This window comes from Pseudomonas sp. 20P_3.2_Bac5, assembly GCF_025466035.1.
GTDB lineage: Bacteria > Pseudomonadota > Gammaproteobacteria > Pseudomonadales > Pseudomonadaceae > Aquipseudomonas.
The window spans coordinates 57,740-81,284 of the sequence record NZ_JANLOA010000016.1; the positions used below are offsets into that span (position 1 = coordinate 57,740).

Consider the following 23,545-nt stretch of genomic DNA (forward strand, 5'->3'; position numbering starts at 1 on the left):
GATGCAAGAGCGGGACCGGCCGACGGCTGTCGCGCAATTGGTTGTTCACAAATTGATCAACTCCGGTATGATCGCGCGCCTTCCTATACCTATATGCCTGATCCCTGATGAAACCGACCCTGATCGCCGCCGCCGAGCTTGACCGTCTCGAGACGTGGCAGAAATACGCCAGCCACATGTGCGGTAGCTGCATGTCCACCTGCTGCACCCTGCCGGTGGAGGCCAAGCTCAAGGACTTGATCCGCATTGGCGTGGTGGACGAGTTCGAAATCGGCGAGCCGCCGAAGAACATCGCCAAGCGCTTGCAAAAAGAAGGCATTGTGGAGCGCTTCAACCAGAAGTCCGGAATTTTCACCCTGGCCCGCATGAGCAACGACGACTGCCTTTATCTGGATCGTAAAAGCCGGCTGTGCACCATTTATGACAAACGCCCGGACACCTGCCGCAACCACCCGAAGATCGGGCCGCGTCCGGGGTATTGCGCGTACAAGCCGAAGCCGATGCAGCGCTAACCCCTACTCCTTGTAGGAGCGAGCTTGCTCGCGAAGGACCGCACAGCGGTCCCAAATCCTGTTACATCAGATGCTGGATTGACTGCGGCTCGTGCTGAATGGTTTTGGGACCGCCTTGCGGTCCTTCGCGAGCGAGCTCGCTCCTACAGTGCTCTGAGCCTGGCAATAAACAGCGGAAACAAAAACGCCCCCGGCCTTTCGACCGGGGGCGTTTTCATTTCAAGCCAGGCTTAGTTGGCCTTGGCTTTCTTCGCAGCGCGGGTACGCTCGCTTTCGTCCAGGATCTTCTTGCGAAGACGGATGGACTTAGGCGTCACTTCACACAGCTCGTCTTCCTGGATGTATTCCAGGGCCTGTTCCAGGGTGAAGCGAACAGGCGGAACCAGGGCGATGACTTCGTCTTTACCCGAAGCACGCATGTTGTCGAGCTTCTTGCCCTTGGTAGGGTTGACGCCCAGGTCGTTGTCGCGGCTGTTCTGGCCGACGATCTGGCCGTTGTAGACCTCTTGACCGTGCTCGACGAACAGCTTGCCGCGCGCCTGCAGGGTTTCCAGCGAGTAGGTGAGGGCTTTGCCGGTTTCAACCGAAACCAGTACGCCGTTCTGACGGCCGGACATGTGGCCGGACTTCACGGTGTCGTAGCGATCGAAGATCGAAGTCAGGATGCCTGCACCGTTGGTCAGGGTCAGGAACTGGTTACGGAAACCGATCAGACCACGGGCCGGGATGTTGTATTCCAGGCGTACACGGCCCTTGCCATCCGGGACCATGTTGGTCAGGTCGCCTTTACGCAGGCCCATCTCTTCCATGACCTTGCCCTGGGACTCTTCAGGGATGTCGATGGTGACGTTTTCGAACGGTTCCTGCTTCACGCCGTCCACTTCACGGATGATCACTTCCGGACGGCCCAGGGCCAGTTCGAAGCCTTCGCGACGCATGGTTTCGATCAGTACCGAGAGGTGCAGCTCGCCACGGCCCGAGACCTTGAACTTGTCTGGGGAGTCGGTTTCTTCAACGCGCAGGGCAACGTTGTACAGCAGCTCTTTGTCCAGACGGTCTTTGATGTTACGGCTGGTGACGAACTTGCCTTCCTTGCCGCAGAACGGCGAGTCGTTGACCTGGAAGGTCATCGAAACGGTAGGCTCGTCGACGGTCAGCGGCTTCATCGCCTCAACGGCATCAGGGGAGCACAGGGTGTCGGAGATGAACAGCTCGTCGAAACCGCTGATGCAGACGATGTCGCCAGCCAGGGCTTCTTCGACGTCGACGCGGTGCAGGCCGTGGTGGCCCATCAGCTTGAGGATACGGCCGTTACGCTTCTTGCCGTCAGCGTCGATGGCAACAACCGGGGTGTTCGGCTTGACGCGACCACGGGCAATACGGCCAACACCGATAACACCCAGGAAGCTGTTGTAGTCCAGAGCGGAGATCTGCATCTGGAACGGGCCGTCACGGTCAACAGCTGGCGCTGGAACGTGGTCGATGACCGCCTGGTACAGGGCAGTCATGTCTTCGCCCATTGCGGTGTGGTCCAGACCGGCAATGCCGTTCAGGGCCGAGGCGTACACCACCTGGAAGTCCAGTTGGTCGTCGGTGGCACCGAGGTTGTCGAACAGGTCGAAGATCTGGTCCAGAACCCAGTCAGGACGCGCGCCCGGACGGTCAACCTTGTTGATCACGACGATCGGCTTCAGACCGGCTTCGAAGGCCTTCTTGGTCACGAAGCGGGTTTGCGGCATCGGGCCGTCTTGAGCGTCGACCAGCAGCAGTACGGAGTCGACCATCGACATCACGCGCTCTACTTCACCGCCGAAGTCGGCGTGGCCGGGGGTGTCGACGATGTTGATGTGGTAGCCATTCCAGTTGATGGCGGTGTTCTTCGCCAGAATGGTAATGCCGCGCTCTTTTTCCTGGTCATTGGAGTCCATGACGCGCTCGTCGTTGAGCTCGTTACGCTCCAGAGTGCCGGACTGACGCAGGAGTTTGTCAACCAGGGTGGTTTTACCATGGTCAACGTGGGCAATGATGGCGATGTTGCGCAGATTTTCGATCACGTGGTGTATCTCGATCAGAGGATTCGGGTTGCCACCCAGTCTAGGTGGCGAATATGAATGAACGGCGCTCAGCGGACCCGTCGGTCGGGAGGGCGGTGGCGGATACTGCCGCCATACAGCCCGGGCGTCTTATGTCGGACGATAAACGCGCACATTGGCATGTCCCTCACTCAGCAAGTGGTGAGCGTGCAGCCGGCTCATCACACCCTTGTCGCAATACAGCAGGTACTGGCGCGTAGCATCCAGTTCCTTGAAGCGACTGTTGAGGGCATAGAACGGCAAGGCCTGGACCTCGATGCCGTCCAGTTCCAGGGGCTGGTCTTCCTGGGCGTCGGGGTGACGAATATCGATCACCACGTGCCCGGCCAGCGCCTGGCTGACTTCTTCGATCTGGATATCCTGGCCAAGTTCATCGATCACGTTGTCGATCGAGACCAGGCGAGCACGCTCCAGGGCGCGCTCCAGCACGACCATGTCGAACTGCTTCTCTTCGTGGTCGACACGGTGACGCTTGGCGCAGGTAGTCGGGTTCACCGAAATCACGCCGCAATACTCGGGCATGTGCTTGGCGAATTCGGCGGTGCCGATTTCGTAGGCCTGGTCGATGATGTCTTGCTTGTGGCTGGCCAGCAGCGGGCGCAGTACCAGCTTCTCGGTGGCCGAGTCGATCACGGCGAGGTTCGGCAGGGTCTGGCTCGACACCTGGGAAATCGCCTCGCCGGTCACCAGTGCATCGATCTGCAGGCGGTCGGCGATGTTGCTGGCGGCGCGCAGCATCATGCGCTTCAGGGTCACGCCCATATAACTGTTGTCGACCTTGCCGAGGATCTCGCCCACCACTTCCTCGAACGGCACGCTGACGAACAGCACGCGCTGGCTGCTGCCGTATTTCTTCCAGAGGTAGTGAGCAACTTCCATCACGCCCAGCTCGTGCGCACGGCCACCCAGGTTGAAGAAGCAGAAATGGGTCATCAGGCCGCGACGCATCATCTGGTAGGCGGCGACGGTGGAGTCGAAACCACCGGACATCAGCACCAGGGTCTGCTCCAGCGCGCCCAGCGGGTAACCGCCGATGCCTTTGTGCTGGTTGTGGATCACGTACAGGCGCTTGTCACGAATCTCGATGCGCACCTGGACTTCAGGGGTGCGCAGGTCGATGCCGGCGGCTCCGCACTGCTGGCGCAACTGGCTGCCAACATAACGGTCGACGTCCATCGAGGTGAAGTCGTGGTGGCCGCCGCGCTTGCAGCGCACGGCGAAGCGCTTGCCGGCCAGCAGGTGGCCGAAGTGCGCCTTGCACTTGGCGACGATATCGTCGAAGTCGCCCAGCGGGTATTCATCAACCTGCAGGAAATGCGCGATACCCGGCGTGCAGCTCAGGCGCTCGGTCATCTCGCGCAGCACCTTCTCGTCTTCGATGCGGGTCACCACCTCGAGGTTGTCCCAGACACCGTCGACCGCGAGCGCAGGATCGAGGTCCTTGAGCACGGTGCGAATGTTGCGGGCCAATTGACGGATGAAACGCTTGCGAACCGGCCGGCTCTTGATGGTGATTTCTGGGAAGACTTTGACGATTAGTTTCATGAAAACAGCGCGCGAGTGGCCAGCCGAAAAAGGGGGGCGCGGATTATAGCGGAAATTGCTCAAGGTTTGACCAACTTTTGTACAGAAGGTTTTCGCTGCACTGTTTTGGGTCGCCTCGACAAATTTACGCGCCTAAAGAGTGCACAAAAAAGCCGGAAATCCGCCAGGACTGGCTGAAACGCTTGAGATTGGGGCAAAAATTCCACTTCGGGGCACTGGCATGCAATTTGCTCCCTTGTGAGGCAGGTTGCCTTGGCCGAGTATTCGCGCCCGGCATCACCCAAATTAAAGGGCTGCACAGGCAAGCTCTACCCCACCCGGAGGACACTATGTCGAAGTCGGTTCAACTCATCAAAGATCATGACGTTAAATGGATTGATCTGCGCTTCACTGACACCAAAGGCACTCAGCACCACGTGACCATGCCAGCCCGTGATGCGCTGGATGACGACTTCTTCGAAGTCGGCAAGATGTTCGATGGTTCCTCCATCGCTGGCTGGAAAGGCATCGAAGCCTCCGACATGATCCTGATGCCGGTTGACGATACCGCCGTCCTCGACCCGTTCACCGAAGAGCCGACCCTGATCCTGGTCTGCGACATCATCGAACCTTCGAGCATGCAAGGCTACGACCGCGACCCACGTGCGATCGCCAAGCGCGCTGAAGAGCACCTGAAAAGCACCCTGATCGGTGACACCGTATTCGCCGGTCCAGAGCCAGAGTTCTTCATCTTCGACGAAGTGAAGTTCAAGTCCGACATCTCCGGCTCGATGTTCAAGATCTTCTCCGAGCAAGGTTCCTGGATGTCCGACCAGGACGTCGAAGGCGGCAACAAAGGCCACCGTCCAGGCGTCAAAGGCGGCTACTTCCCTGTTCCGCCGTTCGACCATGACCACGAAATCCGTACTGCCATGTGCAACGCACTGGAAGAAATGGGTCAGACCGTCGAAGTTCACCACCACGAAGTGGCGACTGCCGGCCAGAACGAAATCGGCGTCAAGTTCAACACCCTGGTGAAGAAGGCCGACGAAGTTCAAACCCTGAAGTACGTCGTGCACAACGTTGCCGATGCCTACGGCCGCACCGCGACCTTCATGCCGAAGCCTCTGTACGGCGACAACGGCTCGGGCATGCACGTTCACATGTCGATCTGGAAAGACGGCAAGAACACCTTCGCTGGCGAAGGCTATGCCGGCCTGTCCGATACCGCCCTGTACTTCATCGGCGGCATCATCAAGCACGGTAAGGCTCTGAACGGTTTCACCAACCCTTCGACCAACTCCTACAAGCGTCTGGTTCCAGGCTTCGAAGCCCCGGTAATGCTGGCCTACTCGGCTCGTAACCGTTCCGCTTCGATCCGTATCCCTTACGTTTCCAGCCCGAAAGCCCGCCGTATCGAAGCGCGCTTCCCGGACCCGGCTGCCAACCCGTACCTGGCCTTCGCAGCACTGCTGATGGCCGGCCTGGACGGTATCCAGAACAAGATCCACCCTGGCGATGCCGCCGACAAGAACCTGTATGACCTGCCGCCTGAAGAGGCCAAGGAAATTCCACAGGTTTGTGGCAGCCTGAAAGAAGCCCTGGAAGAGCTGGACAAGGGCCGCGCGTTCCTGACCAAGGGCGGCGTGTTCTCCGACGACTTCATCGATGCCTACATCGCTCTGAAATCCGAAGAAGAAATCAAGGTTCGTACCTTCGTACACCCACTGGAATACGAGCTGTACTACAGCTGCTGATTCCAGCGTGACACAAGGGCGGCATGAAAATGCCGTCCTTGGCGCTCACCCAAAATGCTCCGGCTTGCCGGGGCATTTTTTTTGCGCGCGTGATGAGGCTGCCGTGCTGCAAAATTGAAAACGGCTTCGCGCTGAAAGGCTCTTTTCAGACATCAAAATAAGCCCCCTCTGATCGTTCCGCTGCACGGCCTCGCCCATGCTGTCTCGCCCTTTACCGAGATCAGCATGATGCGTTTCCTTGCGCTACTTTCGTTGCTTATCCCTCTCGTTGCCTGCGCTGCACCCACCCCTCACTCCGGTATCGAATCCCGGGTACTCCTGCGCAGCACCCAGGCATGGGACGGCTCACCCTATACCCGCTATCCCGATGGCCAGCCGGAACTGACCCTGCTGAAAATACGCATTCCGGCCCACACCACCCTCGACTGGCACCGCCACCCGATTCCCAATGCCGCCTACCTGTTATCGGGTGAACTGCTGGTCGAAACGCCAGGCGGCGCACAGCAGACACGCCTGAAAGCCGGTGATGCAGTGGCGGAGATGGTTGATGGCATTCACCGCGGCAAAACGGGCAGCCAGCCCGCCGAGCTGATGGTGTTCTACGCGGGCAGCGAAAGCATGCCGCTGTCGCTGGCCGCCACAACGGACGAGGAATTTCAGGAGCCGGGAACCGAAGCGCTGCAAGCGCTGCTCGACAGCATCGAGCAACGCCTTGAGCTCGCTGAAGCGGTCGCACTGAACAAATGGGACACAGGCCAACCCGTACACGCCGCCGCCCGTGAACGCCAAGTCCTCGCCAACGCCCGCTCCCTGGCTGCGCAACACGGGCTGAGCGAACAACGAGTCGATGATTTCTTCGCTGACCAGATCGAAGCCAACAAGCTGCTTCAATACAGCGCGCTGACACGCTGGCTCGCCGAGGGCGGCGCGCCGTCAATACCACGCATGGACCTGGCCACTCAGCTACGCCCGCGCCTGGACGCCTTGCAAGGCGAGTTACTGGAAAACCTTGCCGCCCTGGACCTTGCACGACCCGCCCACTGCCCGCGAATGACCTCCCGGCTGATCGAACAGCGCAAGCTTGGCCCGCAACGCAACCTTGCCTTGATCCGCGCCAGCGCCCAATTGTGTAACCCCCAGCCCTGACCCCACCTATGCTCTATATTGGTGCGTGCAATTGCATGCACCTACGCCCTTCACACCAATTTGGGTCATAAATTCTTCCTGCTCAGGCGTTTGTAGGCCTTTTTCGGGCAGATTCAGGTGATTCTCCGGGGATTCCGCTTCTTTTCGGAGCCTTGGTTTGCTTTTTGCATTTTCCTCGCATCAGCGGAATACCAGCGCCCGCGCCCCTGGCTAGCACCAGGCCCGAAATGTGCCAAAAGAGGTCAAAGACGCCACATGACCATCAGCGATGCACTGCACCGATTACTACTGGACAACCTGACCACCGCCACCATCCTGCTCAACGCCGAACTGCGCCTTGAGTACATGAACCCCGCGGCGGAAATGCTCCTGGCCATCAGCGGCCAGCGCAGCCATGGCCAGTTCATCAGCGAGCTGTTCACCGAATCGACCGAAGCCCTGCACTCCCTGCGCCAGGCCGTGGAGCACGCGCATCCGTTCACCAAGCGCGAAGCCATGCTCACCTCGCTGACCGGCCAGAGCCTGACCGTCGACTACGCCGTCACGCCGATCCTCAACAGTGGCCGGACCCTGCTGCTGCTCGAAGTGCATCCGCGCGACCGCCTGCTGCGCATCACCAAGGAAGAAGCGCAACTGTCCAAGCAGGAAACCACCAAGATGCTCGTGCGCGGCATGGCCCACGAAATCAAGAACCCGTTGGGCGGCATCCGCGGCGCAGCACAGTTGCTGGCCCGCGAGCTGCCCGACGAAGGATTGAAGGACTACACCAACGTCATCATCGAAGAAGCCGACCGCCTGCGGAACCTGGTGGACCGCATGCTCGGCTCGAACAAGCTGCCGATGCTCGCGCTGACCAACGTCCACGAAGTGCTTGAACGGGTCTGCAGCCTGGTCGAGGCCGAAACCCAGGGTGGCATCACTTTGGTGCGCGACTACGACCCGAGCCTGCCGGACGTCCTGATCGACCGCGAACAGATGATCCAGGCCGTGCTCAACATCGTGCGCAACGCCATGCAGGCCATCAGCGCGCAGAACGAACTGCGCCTGGGCCGCATCACCCTGCGCAGCCGCGCCATGCGCCAGTTCACCATCGGCCATATCCGCCATCGCCTGGTGGCCAAGATCGAGATCATCGACAACGGCCCCGGCATCCCCGCGGAACTCCAGGACACCCTCTTCTATCCCATGGTCAGCGGCCGCCCGGACGGCACCGGGCTGGGCCTGGCCATCACCCAGAACATCATCAGCCAGCATCAGGGCCTGATCGAATGTGACAGCCATCCCGGCCACACCACCTTCTCGATCTTCCTGCCACTGGAACAAGGAGCCGCTTCCTCATGAGCCGTAGTGAAACTGTCTGGATCGTCGATGACGACCGTTCCATCCGCTGGGTCCTGGAAAAAGCCTTGCAACAGGAAGGCATGACCACCCAAAGCTTCGACAGTGCCGATGGCGTCATGAGCCGCCTGGCCCGCCAGCAGCCGGATGTGATCATTTCCGATATCCGCATGCCGGGCGCCAGCGGCCTCGACCTGCTGGCGCAGATTCGCGAGCAGCACCCGCGGCTCCCGGTGATCATCATGACCGCGCACTCCGACCTGGACAGCGCGGTGGCTTCGTATCAGGGCGGTGCCTTCGAGTACCTGCCCAAGCCGTTCGACGTCGACGAAGCCGTCTCGCTGGTCAAGCGCGCGAACCAGCATGCCCAGGAACAACAGGGCGGTGACGTGGCACCCACCCTGACCCGCACCCCGGAAATCATCGGTGAAGCGCCGGCGATGCAGGAGGTGTTCCGCGCCATCGGTCGCCTGAGCCATTCCAACATCACCGTGCTGATCAACGGCGAGTCCGGGACCGGTAAAGAGCTGGTAGCCCACGCCCTGCACCGTCACAGCCCGCGCGCGGCAGCACCCTTCATTGCCCTGAACATGGCGGCGATTCCGAAAGACCTGATGGAATCGGAGCTGTTCGGCCATGAAAAAGGCGCCTTCACCGGCGCCGCCAACCTGCGCCGCGGCCGCTTCGAACAGGCCGACGGCGGCACCCTGTTTCTCGACGAAATCGGTGACATGCCCGCCGACACCCAGACCCGCCTGCTGCGGGTGCTGGCCGATGGCGAGTTCTACCGGGTCGGTGGTCATGTGCCGGTCAAGGTCGATGTGCGCATCATCGCCGCGACCCACCAGAACCTGGAAACCCTGGTCCAGGCCGGCAAGTTCCGCGAAGACTTGTTCCACCGCCTGAACGTGATCCGCATCCATATCCCGCGCCTGGCCGACCGCCGCGAAGACATCCCGACCCTGGCCCGCCACTTCCTGGGCCGCGCGGCTCAGGAGCTGTCAGTCGAGCCCAAGCTGCTCAAGGCAGAGACCGAGGAGTTCATCCGCAACCTGCCGTGGCCGGGCAACGTGCGGCAACTGGAGAACACCTGCCGCTGGATCACCGTCATGGCCTCCGGCCGTGAAGTGCACATCGGCGACCTGCCGCCGGAGCTGCTGAGCCTGCCGCAGGACGCGGTGCCGGTGACCAACTGGGAACAGGCGCTGCGCCAATGGGCCGACCAGGCGTTGTCCCGCGGCCAGTCGAGCCTGCTCGACAGCGCCGTGCCGAGCTTCGAGCGGATCATGATCGAGACGGCTCTCAAGCACACCGCTGGCCGCCGTCGCGATGCCGCCGTGCTGCTGGGCTGGGGTCGCAACACCCTGACCCGGAAGATCAAGGAGCTGGGCATGAAGGTCGATGGCGCGGATGACGGGGACGACGAAGAATCCTGATTCGCCGCTGAACACGACGCGGGGCAGGCACCTCCCACAGAGATTCTGTGACGAGGGCCTGCCCCGCGGTCGTTTCAGCCGGGCGAAGGCACGAATGCCCCATTGATGAACCGAAAAAGCCCGCGGCGCACCGCCTGAAGGCAAAAATCCTCGCGAATCGCCCGCCACACCCACGAAAACGTCCTGAAACCCTTGCGATCAAAGGGTTTCGAGAAGTTGGCACGGCGTCTGCATTAATACAGACATCTCCAGTTTTGGGGACCTTGGTACAGGCAGGCCGGGGATTCCCCTCTTTTATTCGTGCAGTCTCACCTGCACTCGCCAGCGGTCCTCCACTGACTCACCCGCCCAGCGGGCCTGCAGTGGACGGGCCGCCACCAGGCTCAACAGCAGCCCCTTATCACTCTTGCGTATCCGCCAGCTCACCGGCTTACCGTCGTAGGTCAACTGGCCCTTCTGGCTCTTCCCTTCCGCTTCGAACAACACCGCCACGGTGCCCTCGACCATTTCGCCGTGCAGCTTGGGTTCTTCGTTGAACCACAGGTCCAGCCCGCCAGCGACCACCTCCACACGCTCCAGCACCCGTGGTTCGGGCGCGGTCAGGCGACCGATCATCAGGCCCACCAGCATTCCGAACAGCGCCAGGGAAAACAGCACCCGCGGCCAGGATTTCGAACGCGGGTCCGGTTCGTCAGGAGTAGAATGCGCGTCATCTTTAAACTCGGAGCCGTGCATGTTTCACGTGATCCTTTTTCAACCAGAAATTCCGCCGAATACCGGCAACATTATCAGGCTCTGCGCCAACAGCGGCTGCGACCTGCACCTGATCGAGCCGCTGGGCTTCGAACTGGACGACAAGCGGTTACGGCGCGCCGGCCTGGATTACCACGAGTACGCCACCCTCAAGCGCCACAGCGACCTGGCGTCGTGCCTGGAAAGCCTTGGGCAGCCGCGCGTGTTTGCGTTCACCACCAAGGGCTCGCAGCCGTTTCACGAAGTCGCCTTCGAACCGGGCGATGCGTTCCTGTTCGGGCCGGAGAGCCGCGGGCTGCCAGCGGAGGTGCTGGATGCGCTGGAAAGCGGCCAGCGCCTGCGGTTGCCGATGCGGCCGGGGTGCCGGAGTTTGAATCTGTCCAATACGGTCGCCGTGGCTGTTTACGAGGCCTGGCGGCAGCAAGGTTTCGTCTGATCGCGACGGTTCGGCCTCAAAACAAAAAAGCGCCTTCAAAGGCGCTTTTTCATTCCAGCAAGACCATCGCTTATTGCAGCGAAGGCGCCTCGCCAGCTTCCTGCATGCGCTGCATTTCTTGCGCGTACAGGGCGTCGAAGTTCACCGGGGACAGCATCAGCGCCGGGAACGAACCACGGGTCACCAGGCTGTCCAGCGCTTCGCGAGCGTACGGGAACAGGATGTTCGGGCAGAACGCGCCGAGGGTGTGGCTCAAGGACGCACCGTCGAGGTTCTTGATCAGGAAGATACCGGCCTGCTGCACTTCAGCGATGAAGGCAACTTCGTCGCCGTTTTTCACGGTAACCGACAGGGTCAGCACGACTTCGTGGAAGTCGCCTTCCAGGCCTTTCTGCTTGGTGTTCAGGTCCAGGGCAACGCTCGGCTCCCACTGCTGACGGAAGATCGCCGGGCTTTTCGGCGCTTCGAACGACAGGTCACGCACATAGATGCGCTGCAGGGAGAATTGTGGTGCGCTATCTTCGGCAGCCGAGGCGCCGTTGGTCTGTTGCTCAGTCATGGCAGATCCTTCTTTGCAGGGTCTTTAGAGGGTTTTGGATTCAAGCGTTGAGCAGCGCATCCAGCTTGCCGGCGCGCTCCAGCGCATAGAGGTCATCACAACCACCGACATGGGCGCCGCCGATCCAGATCTGCGGCACCGAGGTACGGCCGGCTTTCTGGGCCATTTGCGCGCGTACCTGAGGCTTGCCGTCGACCTTGATTTCTTCGAAGTCCACCCCTTTGCTCGCCAGCAGCTGCTTGGCGCGGATGCAATAGGGGCAGTAATCGCTGGAGTACACGGTGACCTGGGTCATGTCACTTCACCAGCGGCAGGTTGTCGGCTTTCCAGCTCGACACACCACCGGACAACTTGGCGGCAGTGAAACCGGCCTTGAGCAGGTCGCGGCAGATGGCGCCGGCGTGCTGGCCCATGTTGTCGACCACGATCAGGGTCTTGTTCGCCTTGTGCTTTTCCAGCTCGCCGATGCGGGCGGCGAACTTGTCCTGCGGGATGTTCACGGCGCCGACGATGTGGCCTGCGGAATATTCCTTGGTCGAACGGATGTCGATCACCAGGCCCTTGTCGCCATTGACCAGTGCGGTCAGTTCGCCATTGCTCAGGCTGCGGCCGCCCTTGCGTGCTTCGGTGACGATCAGCAAAACCAGCAGAACGGCGAAGATGGCAACCAGCAGGTAGTGATTTGTTGCGAATTCAATCAGGTGAGCAACCATTGGGAGGGTGTTCCGGGCCGTTAAAAATGTCGGCCAGTATACACAGCAGCCATGGGCCGCCAAAGCCTGCTTGACCCTGTTGTCGACAGCAATTCTCACCTTCCCGGTACTGTCCGTCGGGACGCCAATACGCGGAATTCGTCAAGGCTGGCCAATTTGCCCTAAAATGCGGGTCTTTCTCATCTACAACCGTGAGTAGATTTTGATGACGAGCACGCCCAAGCCTTTGGTCCTGATCATCCTGGATGGTTTCGGTCACAGCGAAAGCCCCGAGTACAACGCCATCTTTGCCGCCAACACACCCGTCTACGATCGCCTGCGCGCCAACCAGCCGCATGGCTTGATCTCGGGCTCCGGCATGGATGTCGGCCTGCCCGACGGACAGATGGGCAACTCCGAAGTCGGCCACATGAACCTCGGCGCCGGCCGGGTCGTGTACCAGGACTTCACCCGGGTGACCAAGGCTATCCGCGACGGCGAGTTCTTCAAGAATCCCGTGCTCACCGGCGCGGTGGACAAGGCGGTCGGTGCCGGCAAGGCCGTGCACATCCTCGGCCTGCTTTCCGACGGCGGCGTCCACAGTCATCAGGATCACTTGGTCGCCATGGCCGAACTGGCCGCCCAGCAGGGTGCCGAGCGCATCTACCTGCACGCCTTCCTCGACGGCCGCGACACCCCGCCGAAAAGCGCACAATCCTCCATCGCGCTGCTCGACGCCGCCTTCGCCAAGCTGGGCAAGGGCCGCATCGCCAGCCTGATCGGCCGCTACTTCGCCATGGACCGCGACAACCGCTGGGACCGTGTCAGCGCCGCCTACAACCTGATCGTCGACAGCGCCGCCGAGTACAGCGCCGACAGCGCCGTTGCCGGCCTGGAAGCGGCCTACGCCCGTGGCGAGAGCGACGAGTTCGTCAAAGCCACCCGCATCGGCGACGCCGTGAAGGTCGAAGACGGCGACGCCGTGATCTTCATGAACTTCCGCGCCGACCGCGCCCGCGAGCTGTCCCGCGCGTTCGTCGAACCCGAGTTCAACGAATTCCCCCGCGCCCGCCTGCCGAAAATGGCCGCCTACATCGGCCTGACCCAGTACTCGGCGAAAATCGCCGCGCCGGCCGCCTTCGCGCCTAGCAGCCTGGAAAACGTGCTGGGCGAGTACCTGGCGAAGAACGGCAAGACCCAACTGCGCATCGCCGAAACCGAGAAATACGCCCACGTCACCTTCTTCTTCTCCGGTGGTCGCGAAGAGCCGTTCGAAGGCGAAGAGCGCATCCTGATCCCGTCGCCGAAGGTCGCCACCTATGACCTGCAGCCGGAAATGAGCGCACCGGAAGTCACCGACCGCATCGTCGAGGCTATCGAGCAGCAGCGCTACGACGTGATCGTGGTCAACTACGCCAACGGCGACATGGTCGGTCACACCGGCGTGTTCGACGCGGCGGTCAAGGCCGTCGAGGCGCTGGACGGCTGCGTCGGTCGCATTGTCGAGGCGCTGGACAAGGTCGGTGGCGAAGCCCTGATCACTGCCGACCACGGCAACGTCGAGCAGATGGAAGACGAGTGCACCGGCCAGGCGCACACCGCGCACACCACCGAGCCGGTGCCGTTCATCTATTACGGCAAGCGTGACCTGAAGGTCCGCGAAGGCGGCGTGCTGGCCGACGTGGCGCCGACCATGCTGACGCTGATGGGGCTGGAAATTCCGAAGGAAATGACCGGGACGTCGATTCTCGTCAAAGCCTGAACCTGAGGGCCTGCCTCGCGAAGCGGCCCGAAGATCAGCGGAATTCCGGACAAACGCCCCAAAGCAGTTGCTTCGGGGCGTTTTTTTTGGCGTCAACGGCGGGCATACTAGGCCAGTCTCCATCCCCTGGTTATCGCCATTCCATGCTTCGCGCCCTGATCCTTATCGCCTTGACCTGCCTGCTCGGCCCGGCCTTCGCCGACGAGCGCGCGCAAACCCAGCAGCAACTGGACGCCACGCGCCAGGACATCGCCGAGCTGAAGAAAAAACTCGGGCAACTGCAGGAGGAGAAATCCGGCGTGCAGAAAGACCTGCGCGGCACCGAAACCGACATCGGCAAGCTGGAGAAGCAGGTGGAGGACCTGCAAAAAGAACTAAAAAAGACCGAGGGCGAACTGGAGCGCCTCGACACTGAAAAGAAAAACCTCCAGTCCGCCCGCACTGAACAACAACGCCTGATCGCTATCCAGGCCCGCTCCGCCTACCAGAACAACGGCCGCGAGGAATACCTGAAGCTGCTGCTCAACCAGCAGAACCCGGAAAAATTCGCCCGCACCCTGACCTATTACGACTACCTGAGCCAGGCCCGCCTGGCGCAGTTGCGTGCCTTCAACGAAACCCTGCGCCAACTGGCCAATGTCGAAAAAGACATCGCCCACCAGCAGGCGCAGTTGCTGGTCCAGCAAGGCACCCTCGACGCCCAGCGCCAGGACCTGGAAAAGACCCGCGCCGAGCGCCAGGAAATCCTCGCCAAGCTCAACGGCACCCTGAAAGACAACGACCAGAAGCTCGCCGCCCGCCAGCAAGACCAGGCCGAGCTGGGCCGCGTGCTCAAGACCATCGAAGAAACCCTCGCCCGCCAGGCCCGCGAAGCCGAGGAAGCCCGTCAGCGCGCGCTGCTGGCGGCGCAGGAAGCCGAGAAGAAGCGCCAGCAGGAGGCCGCCCTGGCCACCCGCGACACCAAGGATGACACCCCGAAAAAGCCGAAAAGTACGCCTGGCCCGCTGGTTTCCAGCGACGGCGCAGTGTACGGCGGCGCTTTTTCTGCGGCACAGGGCAAACTTCCCTGGCCGGTCAATGGTCGACTGTTGGCGCGCTTCGGCGAAACCCGGGGCGATGATGCCCGGGCCAAGTGGGACGGCGTGATGATCAGCGCTTCGGCCGGTAGCCAGGTTCATGCAGTGCACGGCGGGCGCGTGGTGTTCGCCGACTGGTTGCGCGGGGCCGGACTTCTGGTCATTCTCGACCACGGTAACGGTTACCTCAGTCTGTACGGTCACAACCAGACCTTGCTCAAGGATGCCGGCGACATCGTCAAGGCCGGCGAGGCGATCTCCACCGTTGGCAACAGCGGTGGCCAGAGCACCCCGGCGTTGTACTTCGCCATCCGCCAGCAGGGTCGGCCGACCGACCCGACGCAATGGTGCCGTGGCCAGGGATAGGCCTCGCCTCTCTATTTCACGCGCTGGCCGCCTGGCGGCTGACGCGATGCTCCATACGGGGCACACACAGGATCAGGAGTTCGTTCGACATGCTGCATTCGCCTCGCCTTACCTCGCTGGCCCTGGCCGTTGCCCTGATCAGTGGCGCGTCCCTGGCCTTCGCGGCCGAGCCCGCCAAGCCGGCGGCGGTCGCACCGACGACGGTCACCGCCAAGGCTCCGCTGCCGCTGGACGAGCTGCGCACCTTCGCCGAGGTCCTGGACCGCATCAAGGCGGCCTATGTCGAACCGGTGGATGACAAGACCCTGCTGGAAAATGCCATCAAGGGCATGCTCAGCAACCTCGATCCGCACTCCGCCTACCTCGGCCCGGAAGACTTCCAGGAGCTGCAGGAAAGCACCAGCGGCGAATTCGGCGGCCTCGGCATCGAAGTCGGCATGGAAGACGGCTTTGTCAAGGTGGTCTCGCCCATCGACGACACCCCGGCCTCCCGCGCCGGCATCGAGGCGGGCGACCTGATCGTCAAGATCAACGGCCAGCCGACCCGCGGCCAGACCATGACCGAAGCCGTCGACAAGATGCGCGGCAAGATCGGCGAGAAGATCACCCTGACCCTGGTCCGCGACGGCGGCACGCCATTCGACGTGACCATTGCCCGCGCGGTCATCCAGGTCAAGAGCGTCAAGAGCCAGCTGCTCGAAGACGGCTACGGCTACATCCGCATCACCCAGTTCCAGGTCAAGACCGGCGAGGAAGTCGGCAAGGCGCTGGCCAAGCTGCGCAAGGACAACGGCAAGAAGCTCAGCGGCGTGGTCCTCGACCTGCGCAACAACCCTGGCGGCGTCCTGCAATCGGCGGTCGAAGTGGCCGACCACTTCCTGACCAAGGGCCTGATCGTCTACACCAAGGGCCGCATCGCCAACTCCGAGCTGCGCTTCTCCGCCGACCCGGCCGACGCCAGCGAAGGCGTGCCGCTGGTGGTACTGATCAACGGCGGCAGCGCCTCGGCTTCGGAGATTGTCGCCGGCGCCCTGCAAGACCAGAAACGCGGCGTGCTGATGGGCACCGACAGCTTCGGCAAGGGCTCGGTGCAAACCGTGCTGCCGCTGAACAACGACCGCGCGCTGAAGATCACCACCGCGCTGTACTACACGCCCAACGGCCGCTCGATCCAGGCCCAGGGCATCGTCCCGGACATCGAAGTGCGCCAGGCGAAGATCACCAGCGAGCAGGACACCGAAAACTTCAAGGAAGCCGACCTGCAGGGCCACCTCGGCAACGGCAACGGCGGCGCCGACCGGCCTTCGACTAGCAAGGCGACGGCTGGCAAGACGGGCAAGAAAGCGCGTCCGCAGGACGATGACTACCAGCTCAGCCAGGCCCTCAGCCTGCTCAAGGGCCTGAGCATCACCCGCGACAAGTGATGCGCGCGTTCCTCTTCACCCTGCTCTGCCTGCTGACCGGCGCCGCCTTTGCGGCGCCGGCCCAGCCGCAGCGGGCTTATCTGAGCGTCATCATTGATGACCTCGGCCAAAGCCCTGACCGCGATTCCCGCACCCTCGCCCTCCCCGGCCCCGTCACCATGGCGATCATGCCGGACACGCCCCACGCCACCGACTTCGCCCGCCAGGCCCACCACGCCGGACGCACGGTGATTCTGCATATGCCCATGGACCCGGCGACCGGACCTTACGCCTGGCACCCCGGCACGCCGCTGCCGGAACTGGAAAAACGCCTGAATGCCGCTCTGCTGCGGGTGCCTTACGCCGCCGGCCTCAACAACCACATGGGCAGCCGCATGACCGCGCAACCGGAAGCCATGGCCTGGTTGATGGGCGAGTTGCAACGCCGGGATCTGTTCTTCGTCGACAGCCGCACCAGCGCCGCCACCGTGGCGGCGGCCAAGGCGCAAACGCAGGGGCTGGCCAGCGTATCGCGGGATGTGTTCCTGGATGATGTGCGCACCAGCGAAGCCATTGCCGGGCAGTTGCGCCTGGCGGTGGAACTGGCACGCCGGCAGGGCACCGCGGTGGTGATCGGTCACCCTTATCCACAGACGCTTGAGGTGCTGGAACGCGAACTGCCGCGGCTCAAGGCTCAGGGCGTGGAACTGATCGAACTGCGCCAGATGATCGCCGAGCGCAGCAACCGCGCCATGCCGGCGCACGGCAAAGGCGGGATCTACAGGTAGCGGGCGAAGGTCGCGTCGACGAAGCCTTCTTCGCGCATCTGCTCCAGGCTATCCTGCAGCTTTTTCACCACCTCATCCGGCACCTGCTTGTTCAGCGCCAGGTACAACTGGGAGCCGTTGAAGCGCAGTACCGTCTTGAACGCGGTCATGCCGATCTGCCGGGCGAGGTAGCGGCCAGCGGGGTCGCCGGTGGCCCAGAGATCGATTTCGCCGCTGGAGAGCTTCCGGGCGTTGTCCTGATCACGCAGGACCAGCACCGGTTTGAGGCCGCTCTTGGACAGGCTTTCGGCAATCGCATCGCCCTTGTAGGCGCCGATGCGCAGGCCCTTGGCCTGTTGCAGATTATCCAGCTGGATCTTGCTGCCCTGACTCGCCAGCAGCACCCAGTCATCCGGGCCCAACGGGCCGACCCACTTGAACAGGTTCTCGCGGTCCGGCTGGCGGGCCATGACGAAAACGCCGTGGTTGGGGGTGTCCCTGGCCTGCTGATACACCCGCGTCCAGGGGAAGCGCAGGGTCATGCTATAGGGGACTTCCGCGCGGCGGAACATCTCCCGCACCAGATCGGCAGCGATGCCCTGGATTTCCGGCTCGCGCGCGAAGCTCTTGCCGTCGGTGGACATGTTGTAGGGCGGGAAGTTTTCGGTGAGCAGGACCAGAGGTTCGGTGGCCTGGGCTGTGGTTGCGAGGGAGAGGAGGAACAGGAGTCGAGTGAGCATTCGAGAGGCCTGGAGATTAGCTATCGCGAGCAAGCTCGCTCCTACAGTTAGTCGCTCGGACCCTATAGGAGCGAGCTTGCTCGCGATGGGCTACTAAATATCAGCGAACAACAATCCCGCGCTGCGCCATATAAGCCTTGGCCTCCGGCACGGTGTACTCGCCGAAGTGGAAAATACTCGCCGCCAATACTGCGCTGGCATGACCTTCAAGGATGCCGTCAGCCAGGTGCTGCAGGTTGCCCACCCCACCGGACGCGATTACCGGGATACCCAGCGCGTCGCTGATGGCCCGGGTGACGCCGAGGTCGAAGCCGCTCTTCATGCCGTCCTGGTCCATGCTGGTGAGCAAAATTTCACCAGCCCCCAGGCCTTCCATCTTCTTCGCCCACTCCACCGCGTCCAGCCCGGTTGGCTTGCGGCCGCCGTGGGTGAAGATCTCCCAGCGCGGCGATTCGCCCGGGCCGGAAACCTTCTTGGCGTCGATCGCCACGACGATGCACTGCGAGCCGAAATGCGCTGCCGCTTCGCCAACGAACTCCGGGTTGAATACCGCCGCGGTATTGATCGACACCTTGTCGGCACCGGCATTGAGCAGGTTGCGGATGTCCTGCACGGTGCGCACGCCGCCGCCCACGGTCAGCGGGATAAACACCTGGCTGGCCATGCGCTCGACGGTGTGCAGCGTGGTGTCACGGCCATCGACGCTGGCGGTGATGTCGAGGAAGGTGATTTCGTCGGCACCCTGCTCGTCGTAGCGACGGGCGATTTCCACCGGGTCGCCGGCGTCACGGATGTTCTCGAACTTGACGCCCTTCACGACCCGGCCGTTGTCCACGTCCAGGCAAGGGATGATGCGTTTGGCCAGGGCCATGGCGTTCTCCTCAGCCTTTGTAGGTGTCGCAGAAGGCTTGCGCCTCGGCGACATCCAGGGTGCCTTCGTAGATTGCGCGGCCGGTGATGGCGCCGATGATTCCCGGGGCCTTGGCGTCGAGCAGGGCTTTGATGTCGCCCAGGTTGTGGATGCCGCCGGAAGCGATCACCGGGATCTTCGTGGCTTCGGCCAGGGCCTTGGTGAAGGGCACGTTGCAGCCCTGCATCATCCCGTCCTTGGCGATGTCGGTGTAGACGATCGCGGAAACGCCGTCGGCTTCGAAGCGCTTGGCCAGGTCGATGACCTGTACCGAGCTGACTTCAGCCCAGCCGTCGGTGGCGACGAAACCGTCTTTCGCGTCCAGGCCGACGATGACCTTGCCCGGGAAGGCGCGGCAGGCTTCGGCGACGAACTCAGGCTGCTTGACCGCCTTGGTGCCGATGATCACGTAGCTGACGCCGGCCTTGACGTAGTGCTCGATGGTTTCCAGCGAACGGATACCGCCGCCGATCTGGATCGGCAGGTTCGGGTAGCGCTTGGCAATGGCGGTAACCACTTCGCCGTTGACCGGCTGGCCTTCGAAGGCACCGTTCAGATCGACCAGATGCAGACGGCGGCAGCCACCTTCAACCCATTTGGCGGCCATGCTCACCGGGTCGTCGGAGAATACGGTGGAATCTTCCATGCGGCCTTGGCGCAGACGTACGCAAGCACCGTCCTTGAGATCGATAGCGGGGATAATCAGCATCTGGAAAACCTGTCTATTCGGTAAACAGTGAGCCCGGGAAGTCAGTTCTTCTCGAGCGACCACAGGTCGCTCTCGATGCTCTCGAAGCGCTCTTTGAGATGCGCCTGAACATCGAAAATCGCCCTGTTGTAGTAATGCGGCGCAATTTCCTTGCTGAACAGCTCCAGCACCTCGGCCACCTCGAACGAACCCAATTGCAATTCGAAGCGGTCTTCGAGAAAGCGCTTGAGGGTGCTCAGCGCCTCACGCTCCTGCTCAGGGGTGAGGGTGATCGTGGGGGCCTTGTTACCGGAGCGGCTCATTACCAGCGCCCATCCCAGCCAGCGAAGTTCTGCAGCAATTGCAGGCCATGGGTATGGCTCTTCTCCGGGTGGAACTGGGTGGCGAAGCGCGAGCCTTCGGCCAGTGCGGCAGCGAAATCGACACCGTAGTGGCCGCGACCGACCACCTGGGACGGCTTGCCGGACTCGATGTAGTAGCTGTGCACGAAGTAGAAGCGCGCCTGGTCGGGAATGTCGTGCCAGAGCGGGTGGTCGATGCTCTGGCTGACCTGGTTCCAGCCCATGTGCGGCACTTTCAAGTGCTCGCCGTCTTCATGCAGGTCCTTGCCGAAGAAGCGCACCTTGCCGGGGAACAGGCCGATGCCGTCGACACCGTCGTTCTCTTCGCTGTGGTCCAGCAGGGCCTGCATGCCGACGCAGATGCCGAGGAACGGACGGTCCTGGCTGACTTCCCGAACCAGGGCGTCGAAGCCCAGGCGGCGGATTTCAGCCATGCAATCGCGCATCGCGCCGACGCCGGGGAACACCACGCGATCGGCTTCGCGAATCACCGCGGCATCGCTGGTGATCAGCACCTTGCCGGCGCCCACGTGCTCCAGGGCCTTGGACACCGAGTGCAGGTTGCCCATGCCATAGTCGATAACGGCAACGGTCTGCATCAGAGGCAACCCTTGGTCGAAGGCATCTGCCCGGCCATGCGATCGTCCAGTTCAACGGCCATGCGCAGCGCGCGGCCGAAAGCCTTGAACACGGTTTCGATCTGGTGGTGGGTGTTGTGCCCGCGCAGGTTGTCGATGTGCAGGGTGACGTTGGCGTGGTTGACGAAGCCCTGGAAGAACTCCTGGAACAGGTCCACGTCGAAGTTGCCGACGCTCGCGCGGGTGTACGGCACGTGCATCTGCAGGCCCGGACGGCCGGAGAAATCGATGACCACCCGCGACAGCGCTTCGTCCAGCGGGACATAGGCGTGGCCGTAGCGACGGATGCCTTTCTTGTCACCGATGGCCTTGTTGAAAGCCTGGCCGAGGGTGATGCCGACGTCCTCGACGGTATGGTGATCGTCGATATGCAGGTCGCCCTTGCACTCGATGTCCAGGTCGATCAGCCCGTGTCGGGCGATCTGATCCAGCATGTGCTCGAGAAAAGGCACGCCGATATCGAATCGGGCCTTACCAGTGCCATCCAGGTTTATCGAGGCTTTGATCTGGGTTTCCAGAGTATCGCGCTCGACGGATGCCTTACGTTCGACCATCACCAGCTCCGCAAAATCATTAGGCGAAAAAGGCGGTCATTATAGGCCCAGAACGTCGCATCTTGAAACGAAGATGACGTGTGGTGGTGGGGTTTGATGCCCGATTTTCGGGCCATCGCGAGCGAGCTCGCTCCTACGGAGGACATTTGCGCGTCCTGAGCCGATTGTAGGAGCGAGCTCGTCGGGGCGCCGAACCGTCGCGAAGGGCCGCAAAGCGGCCCCGAGTTACCTGAATCAGTGGAACAGTACGGCGGTCTTCTGCAAGGTCGCCCACACACCCCACGCCAGCGGAATCCCCACCGCCAGCCACGCCGCGATCACCAGGGGCTTGCTGCCCGGCGAGGCATGCCATTCGAGGACGGTGCTGTTGTCAGCGCCCTTGTCGTGGCCCAGCGCCTGCTCGGCAGCCAGTTGCGCGTCGGTCATGAAGTACTTGTCCGCCACCGGACGCACCAGCGCGTTGCAGAGGAAACCCAGCACCAGCAGGCCGGCGAGGATGTACAGGGTGATGTCATAGGCCGCGGCCCGTTCCACGCCGATCCTCAACTGGTACTCGCGCAGGTAGTTGACCAGCACCGGACCGAGCACGCCCGCCGCCGCCCAGGCGGTCAGCAGCCGGCCGTGGATCGCGCCGACCATCTGCGTGCCGAACAGGTCGGCCAGGTACGCCGGCACCGTGGCGAAGCCGCCGCCGTACATCGACAGGATGATGCAGAACGCCGCCACGAACAGGGCGATGTTGCCCAGGTGGCCCATGTTCGGCACCAGCGAATACAGGGCGAAGCCCAGCGCGAAGAAGGCGAAATAGGTGTTCTTGCGACCGATGTAGTCGGAGAACGACGCCCAGAAGAAGCGCCCACCGATGTTGAACAGGCTGAGCAAGCCGGTGAAGCCGGCAGCGATCGCGGCGATCTGGCCCAGTTGGGTGGCGTCCAGCTCGCTGAACGTCAGGTTGTTGCCCAGCAGCTTGCCGGCGAACACTTCCTGCAACAGCGGCGAAGCCATGCCGAGGATGCCGATACCGGCCGATACGTTCAGGCACAGCACCAGCCAGATCAGCGCAAATTGCGGGGTCTTCCACGCCACGCTGACGTGTACGTGGCGGTGGGTAATCATCGCGTTGCTGGCTTTCTTCGCCGGCGCGACCCAGCCTTCCGGTTTCCAGCCGGTAGGCGGCACGCGGTACGACAAGGCGCCGCCGATCATAAAGATGAAGTAGATCACCGCCATCACCACGAAACTCTGCCAGACGCCGACGCCTTCAGGGCTGGCGAAGTGGTTCATCAGGGCCGCGGCCAGCGGCGCGCCGACCATCGCACCGCCGCCGAAGCCCATGATCGCCATGCCGGTGGCCATGCCGCGTTTGTCCGGGAACCACTTGATCAGGGTCGAAACCGGCGAGATGTAGCCCAGCCCCAGACCGATACCACCGATCACCCCCGAGCCCAGCCACATCAGCCAGATCTGATGGGTGTAGACCCCGAACGCGGAAATCAGCAGGCCGCCGCACCAGCACAGCGCCGACACCACACCGGCCTTGCGCGGCCCGGCATGTTCCAGCCAACCGCCCCAGATCGCCGCCGAGCAGCCGAGGAAAATGAAGAACAGGGTGTAGATCCAGCCGAGCATGGAGATCGGCCAGTCGCAGGTGGAAGACACCATCTGCGCGAAGAAGCCCATGTCCGGCGCGCAAGCCACCGGGGCGCTGATGCCGATCGCCTTGGACAGCGGCAGCCAGAACACCGAGAAGCCGTAGGCCATGCCGATGCAGAGGTGGATTGCCAGGGCGGCCGGTGGAACCAGCCAACGATTGAAGCCGGGTCGAGCGACGATGCGCTCCTTGGAAAGGAAGCCGGGCGTGCCGCCCACGGCCCCCGCGGTGATGCTGCTCATTATTATTGCCCTCGTGGATAGGTATGGCTCGCGGGCCGAACCGGACACCCCTCGACTTTGGCGCACGCAGGCAACGAGTCGTTTTTTGAGGGCAGCCGGCCTCGTCGCGACAATCCGTCGCAGCAAGACCCGGGAACTCC

The 23,545-nt window shown here is 62.4% G+C and carries 23 protein-coding genes and 1 pseudogene; 11 read left to right on the forward strand and 13 right to left on the reverse strand.

The features are described from left to right. The first annotated feature begins 107 nt into the window (after positions 1 to 107). The gene (locus tag NTD88_RS02755) at positions 108 to 512 is read left to right on the forward strand and encodes a YkgJ family cysteine cluster protein (protein ID WP_262153813.1); all 405 of its coding nucleotides are present in this window, start codon (positions 108 to 110) and stop codon (positions 510 to 512) included. Positions 513 to 742: 230 nt separating this feature from the next. Here the strand turns inward: NTD88_RS02755 and typA are convergent, their stop codons facing one another. After that, complete coding sequence (gene typA / locus NTD88_RS02760) at positions 743 to 2,566, reverse strand: translational GTPase TypA (protein WP_262153814.1); 1,824 nt, start codon at positions 2,564 to 2,566, stop codon at positions 743 to 745. Between the two features lie 129 nt (positions 2,567 to 2,695). Further along, positions 2,696 to 4,150: a tRNA uracil 4-sulfurtransferase ThiI gene (gene thiI / locus NTD88_RS02765; protein WP_262153815.1), complete on the reverse strand. Its 1,455-nt coding sequence runs from the start codon at positions 4,148 to 4,150 to the stop codon at positions 2,696 to 2,698. Between the two features lie 329 nt (positions 4,151 to 4,479). Here thiI and glnA point away from each other — a divergent pair, with 329 nt between their 5' ends. From glnA to ntrC, 5 genes and pseudogenes are all read left to right on the forward strand, one after another. Continuing rightward, positions 4,480 to 5,886, forward strand: coding sequence for a type I glutamate--ammonia ligase (gene glnA / locus NTD88_RS02770; protein ID WP_095155806.1), 1,407 nt, complete (start codon positions 4,480 to 4,482; stop codon positions 5,884 to 5,886). Between the two features lie 225 nt (positions 5,887 to 6,111). After that, positions 6,112 to 6,516, forward strand: a pseudogene (locus tag NTD88_RS02775) (cupin domain-containing protein); the annotation flags it as partial. Beyond that, positions 6,505 to 7,032 (forward strand): gamma subclass chorismate mutase AroQ, encoded by a 528-nt coding sequence (gene aroQ, locus NTD88_RS02780; RefSeq protein WP_262129945.1) that lies wholly within the window; start codon positions 6,505 to 6,507, stop codon positions 7,030 to 7,032. The pseudogene NTD88_RS02775 and the gene aroQ, both read left to right, overlap by 12 nt. A 255-nt stretch (positions 7,033 to 7,287) precedes the next feature. Beyond that, positions 7,288 to 8,373, forward strand: a complete 1,086-nt coding sequence (gene glnL, locus NTD88_RS02785) for a nitrogen regulation protein NR(II) (protein WP_095155805.1) — start codon at positions 7,288 to 7,290, stop codon at positions 8,371 to 8,373. Next, on the forward strand, positions 8,370 to 9,806 hold the full coding sequence (gene ntrC / locus NTD88_RS02790; protein ID WP_095155804.1) for a nitrogen regulation protein NR(I): 1,437 nt from the start codon (positions 8,370 to 8,372) through the stop codon (positions 9,804 to 9,806). Before glnL ends, ntrC begins: the two co-directional genes overlap by 4 nt. A gap of 294 nt (positions 9,807 to 10,100) precedes the next feature. On the opposite strand, the gene NTD88_RS02795 is transcribed toward ntrC, so the two are convergent. Continuing rightward, complete coding sequence (locus NTD88_RS02795; RefSeq protein ID WP_095155803.1) at positions 10,101 to 10,541, reverse strand: hypothetical protein; 441 nt, start codon at positions 10,539 to 10,541, stop codon at positions 10,101 to 10,103. Here NTD88_RS02795 and trmL point away from each other — a divergent pair. Then, positions 10,540 to 10,995 carry a tRNA (uridine(34)/cytosine(34)/5-carboxymethylaminomethyluridine(34)-2'-O)-methyltransferase TrmL gene (gene trmL / locus NTD88_RS02800; RefSeq protein ID WP_095155802.1) on the forward strand — a complete coding sequence of 152 codons (456 nt, stop codon included), beginning with the start codon at positions 10,540 to 10,542 and terminating at the stop codon, positions 10,993 to 10,995. The two genes, NTD88_RS02795 and trmL, sit on opposite strands and share 2 nt — an antisense overlap. A 70-nt stretch (positions 10,996 to 11,065) precedes the next feature. On the opposite strand, the gene secB is transcribed toward trmL, so the two are convergent. The 3 genes from secB to NTD88_RS02815 are packed head-to-tail and all read right to left on the reverse strand — an operon-like array spanning position 11,066 to position 12,267. After that, positions 11,066 to 11,554, reverse strand: a complete 489-nt coding sequence (gene secB / locus NTD88_RS02805; RefSeq protein ID WP_095155801.1) for a protein-export chaperone SecB — start codon at positions 11,552 to 11,554, stop codon at positions 11,066 to 11,068. Between the two features lie 40 nt (positions 11,555 to 11,594). Beyond that, positions 11,595 to 11,849, reverse strand: coding sequence for a glutaredoxin 3 (grxC, locus tag NTD88_RS02810; RefSeq protein ID WP_095155800.1), 255 nt, complete (start codon positions 11,847 to 11,849; stop codon positions 11,595 to 11,597). A gap of 1 nt (position 11,850) precedes the next feature. Then, positions 11,851 to 12,267 (reverse strand): rhodanese-like domain-containing protein, encoded by a 417-nt coding sequence (locus NTD88_RS02815; RefSeq protein ID WP_095155799.1) that lies wholly within the window; start codon positions 12,265 to 12,267, stop codon positions 11,851 to 11,853. A 205-nt stretch (positions 12,268 to 12,472) separates the two neighbouring features. On the opposite strand from NTD88_RS02815, the gene gpmI reads away from it, so the two are divergent. From gpmI to NTD88_RS02835, 4 genes are all read left to right on the forward strand, one after another. Beyond that, positions 12,473 to 14,008: a 2,3-bisphosphoglycerate-independent phosphoglycerate mutase gene (gene gpmI, locus NTD88_RS02820; RefSeq protein WP_262153816.1), complete on the forward strand. Its 1,536-nt coding sequence runs from the start codon at positions 12,473 to 12,475 to the stop codon at positions 14,006 to 14,008. Between the two features lie 143 nt (positions 14,009 to 14,151). After that, positions 14,152 to 15,450 carry a murein hydrolase activator EnvC family protein gene (locus NTD88_RS02825; RefSeq protein ID WP_262153818.1) on the forward strand — a complete coding sequence of 433 codons (1,299 nt, stop codon included), beginning with the start codon at positions 14,152 to 14,154 and terminating at the stop codon, positions 15,448 to 15,450. 89 nt (positions 15,451 to 15,539) lie between these two features. Continuing rightward, a complete protein-coding gene (locus NTD88_RS02830; protein ID WP_095155796.1) occupies positions 15,540 to 16,874 on the forward strand; it encodes a S41 family peptidase in 1,335 nt (444 codons plus the stop codon). Beyond that, positions 16,874 to 17,641, forward strand: coding sequence for a divergent polysaccharide deacetylase family protein (locus NTD88_RS02835; RefSeq protein ID WP_262153819.1), 768 nt, complete (start codon positions 16,874 to 16,876; stop codon positions 17,639 to 17,641). The genes NTD88_RS02830 and NTD88_RS02835 overlap by 1 nt, the downstream gene beginning before the upstream one ends. On the opposite strand, the gene NTD88_RS02840 is transcribed toward NTD88_RS02835, so the two are convergent. The 7 genes from NTD88_RS02840 to NTD88_RS02870 all read right to left on the reverse strand — a co-directional run bounded on the left by NTD88_RS02840 (position 17,632) and on the right by NTD88_RS02870 (position 23,408). Next, positions 17,632 to 18,360: a substrate-binding periplasmic protein gene (locus tag NTD88_RS02840; RefSeq protein WP_262153820.1), complete on the reverse strand. Its 729-nt coding sequence runs from the start codon at positions 18,358 to 18,360 to the stop codon at positions 17,632 to 17,634. The two genes, NTD88_RS02835 and NTD88_RS02840, sit on opposite strands and share 10 nt — an antisense overlap. A 100-nt stretch (positions 18,361 to 18,460) precedes the next feature. Next, positions 18,461 to 19,231 carry an imidazole glycerol phosphate synthase subunit HisF gene (hisF, locus tag NTD88_RS02845; RefSeq protein WP_262153821.1) on the reverse strand — a complete coding sequence of 257 codons (771 nt, stop codon included), beginning with the start codon at positions 19,229 to 19,231 and terminating at the stop codon, positions 18,461 to 18,463. A gap of 10 nt (positions 19,232 to 19,241) precedes the next feature. Further along, complete coding sequence (gene hisA / locus NTD88_RS02850) at positions 19,242 to 19,979, reverse strand: 1-(5-phosphoribosyl)-5-[(5-phosphoribosylamino)methylideneamino]imidazole-4-carboxamide isomerase (protein WP_095155792.1); 738 nt, start codon at positions 19,977 to 19,979, stop codon at positions 19,242 to 19,244. Positions 19,980 to 20,020: 41 nt separating this feature from the next. After that, positions 20,021 to 20,281 (reverse strand): DUF2164 domain-containing protein, encoded by a 261-nt coding sequence (locus NTD88_RS02855; RefSeq protein WP_262129821.1) that lies wholly within the window; start codon positions 20,279 to 20,281, stop codon positions 20,021 to 20,023. After that, the gene (gene hisH / locus NTD88_RS02860; RefSeq protein ID WP_262153822.1) at positions 20,281 to 20,919 is read right to left on the reverse strand and encodes an imidazole glycerol phosphate synthase subunit HisH; all 639 of its coding nucleotides are present in this window, start codon (positions 20,917 to 20,919) and stop codon (positions 20,281 to 20,283) included. The genes NTD88_RS02855 and hisH overlap by 1 nt, the downstream gene beginning before the upstream one ends. Continuing rightward, the gene (gene hisB / locus NTD88_RS02865) at positions 20,919 to 21,512 is read right to left on the reverse strand and encodes an imidazoleglycerol-phosphate dehydratase HisB (protein ID WP_095155789.1); all 594 of its coding nucleotides are present in this window, start codon (positions 21,510 to 21,512) and stop codon (positions 20,919 to 20,921) included. Before hisB ends, hisH begins: the two co-directional genes overlap by 1 nt. 234 nt (positions 21,513 to 21,746) lie before the next feature. Then, positions 21,747 to 23,408, reverse strand: coding sequence for an OFA family MFS transporter (locus NTD88_RS02870; protein ID WP_262153834.1), 1,662 nt, complete (start codon positions 23,406 to 23,408; stop codon positions 21,747 to 21,749). Between the last annotated feature and the right edge of the window lie 137 nt (positions 23,409 to 23,545).

Coding starts and splice junctions, on each gene's coding strand:
- NTD88_RS02755 (WP_262153813.1), top strand. CDS start 108: ATGAAACCGACCCTGATCGCCGCCGCCGAGCTTGACCGTCTCGAGACG.
- thiI (WP_262153815.1), bottom strand. CDS start 4,150: ATGAAACTAATCGTCAAAGTCTTCCCAGAAATCACCATCAAGAGCCGG.
- glnA (WP_095155806.1), top strand. CDS start 4,480: ATGTCGAAGTCGGTTCAACTCATCAAAGATCATGACGTTAAATGGATT.
- aroQ (WP_262129945.1), top strand. CDS start 6,505: ATGCCGCTGTCGCTGGCCGCCACAACGGACGAGGAATTTCAGGAGCCG.
- glnL (WP_095155805.1), top strand. CDS start 7,288: ATGACCATCAGCGATGCACTGCACCGATTACTACTGGACAACCTGACC.
- ntrC (WP_095155804.1), top strand. CDS start 8,370: ATGAGCCGTAGTGAAACTGTCTGGATCGTCGATGACGACCGTTCCATC.
- trmL (WP_095155802.1), top strand. CDS start 10,540: ATGTTTCACGTGATCCTTTTTCAACCAGAAATTCCGCCGAATACCGGC.
- NTD88_RS02795 (WP_095155803.1), bottom strand. CDS start 10,541: ATGCACGGCTCCGAGTTTAAAGATGACGCGCATTCTACTCCTGACGAA.
- secB (WP_095155801.1), bottom strand. CDS start 11,554: ATGACTGAGCAACAGACCAACGGCGCCTCGGCTGCCGAAGATAGCGCA.
- grxC (WP_095155800.1), bottom strand. CDS start 11,849: ATGACCCAGGTCACCGTGTACTCCAGCGATTACTGCCCCTATTGCATC.
- NTD88_RS02815 (WP_095155799.1), bottom strand. CDS start 12,267: ATGGTTGCTCACCTGATTGAATTCGCAACAAATCACTACCTGCTGGTT.
- gpmI (WP_262153816.1), top strand. CDS start 12,473: ATGACGAGCACGCCCAAGCCTTTGGTCCTGATCATCCTGGATGGTTTC.
- NTD88_RS02825 (WP_262153818.1), top strand. CDS start 14,152: ATGCTTCGCGCCCTGATCCTTATCGCCTTGACCTGCCTGCTCGGCCCG.
- NTD88_RS02830 (WP_095155796.1), top strand. CDS start 15,540: ATGCTGCATTCGCCTCGCCTTACCTCGCTGGCCCTGGCCGTTGCCCTG.
- NTD88_RS02835 (WP_262153819.1), top strand. CDS start 16,874: ATGCGCGCGTTCCTCTTCACCCTGCTCTGCCTGCTGACCGGCGCCGCC.
- NTD88_RS02840 (WP_262153820.1), bottom strand. CDS start 18,360: ATGCTCACTCGACTCCTGTTCCTCCTCTCCCTCGCAACCACAGCCCAG.
- hisF (WP_262153821.1), bottom strand. CDS start 19,231: ATGGCCCTGGCCAAACGCATCATCCCTTGCCTGGACGTGGACAACGGC.
- hisA (WP_095155792.1), bottom strand. CDS start 19,979: ATGCTGATTATCCCCGCTATCGATCTCAAGGACGGTGCTTGCGTACGT.
- NTD88_RS02855 (WP_262129821.1), bottom strand. CDS start 20,281: ATGAGCCGCTCCGGTAACAAGGCCCCCACGATCACCCTCACCCCTGAG.
- hisH (WP_262153822.1), bottom strand. CDS start 20,919: ATGCAGACCGTTGCCGTTATCGACTATGGCATGGGCAACCTGCACTCG.
- hisB (WP_095155789.1), bottom strand. CDS start 21,512: ATGGTCGAACGTAAGGCATCCGTCGAGCGCGATACTCTGGAAACCCAG.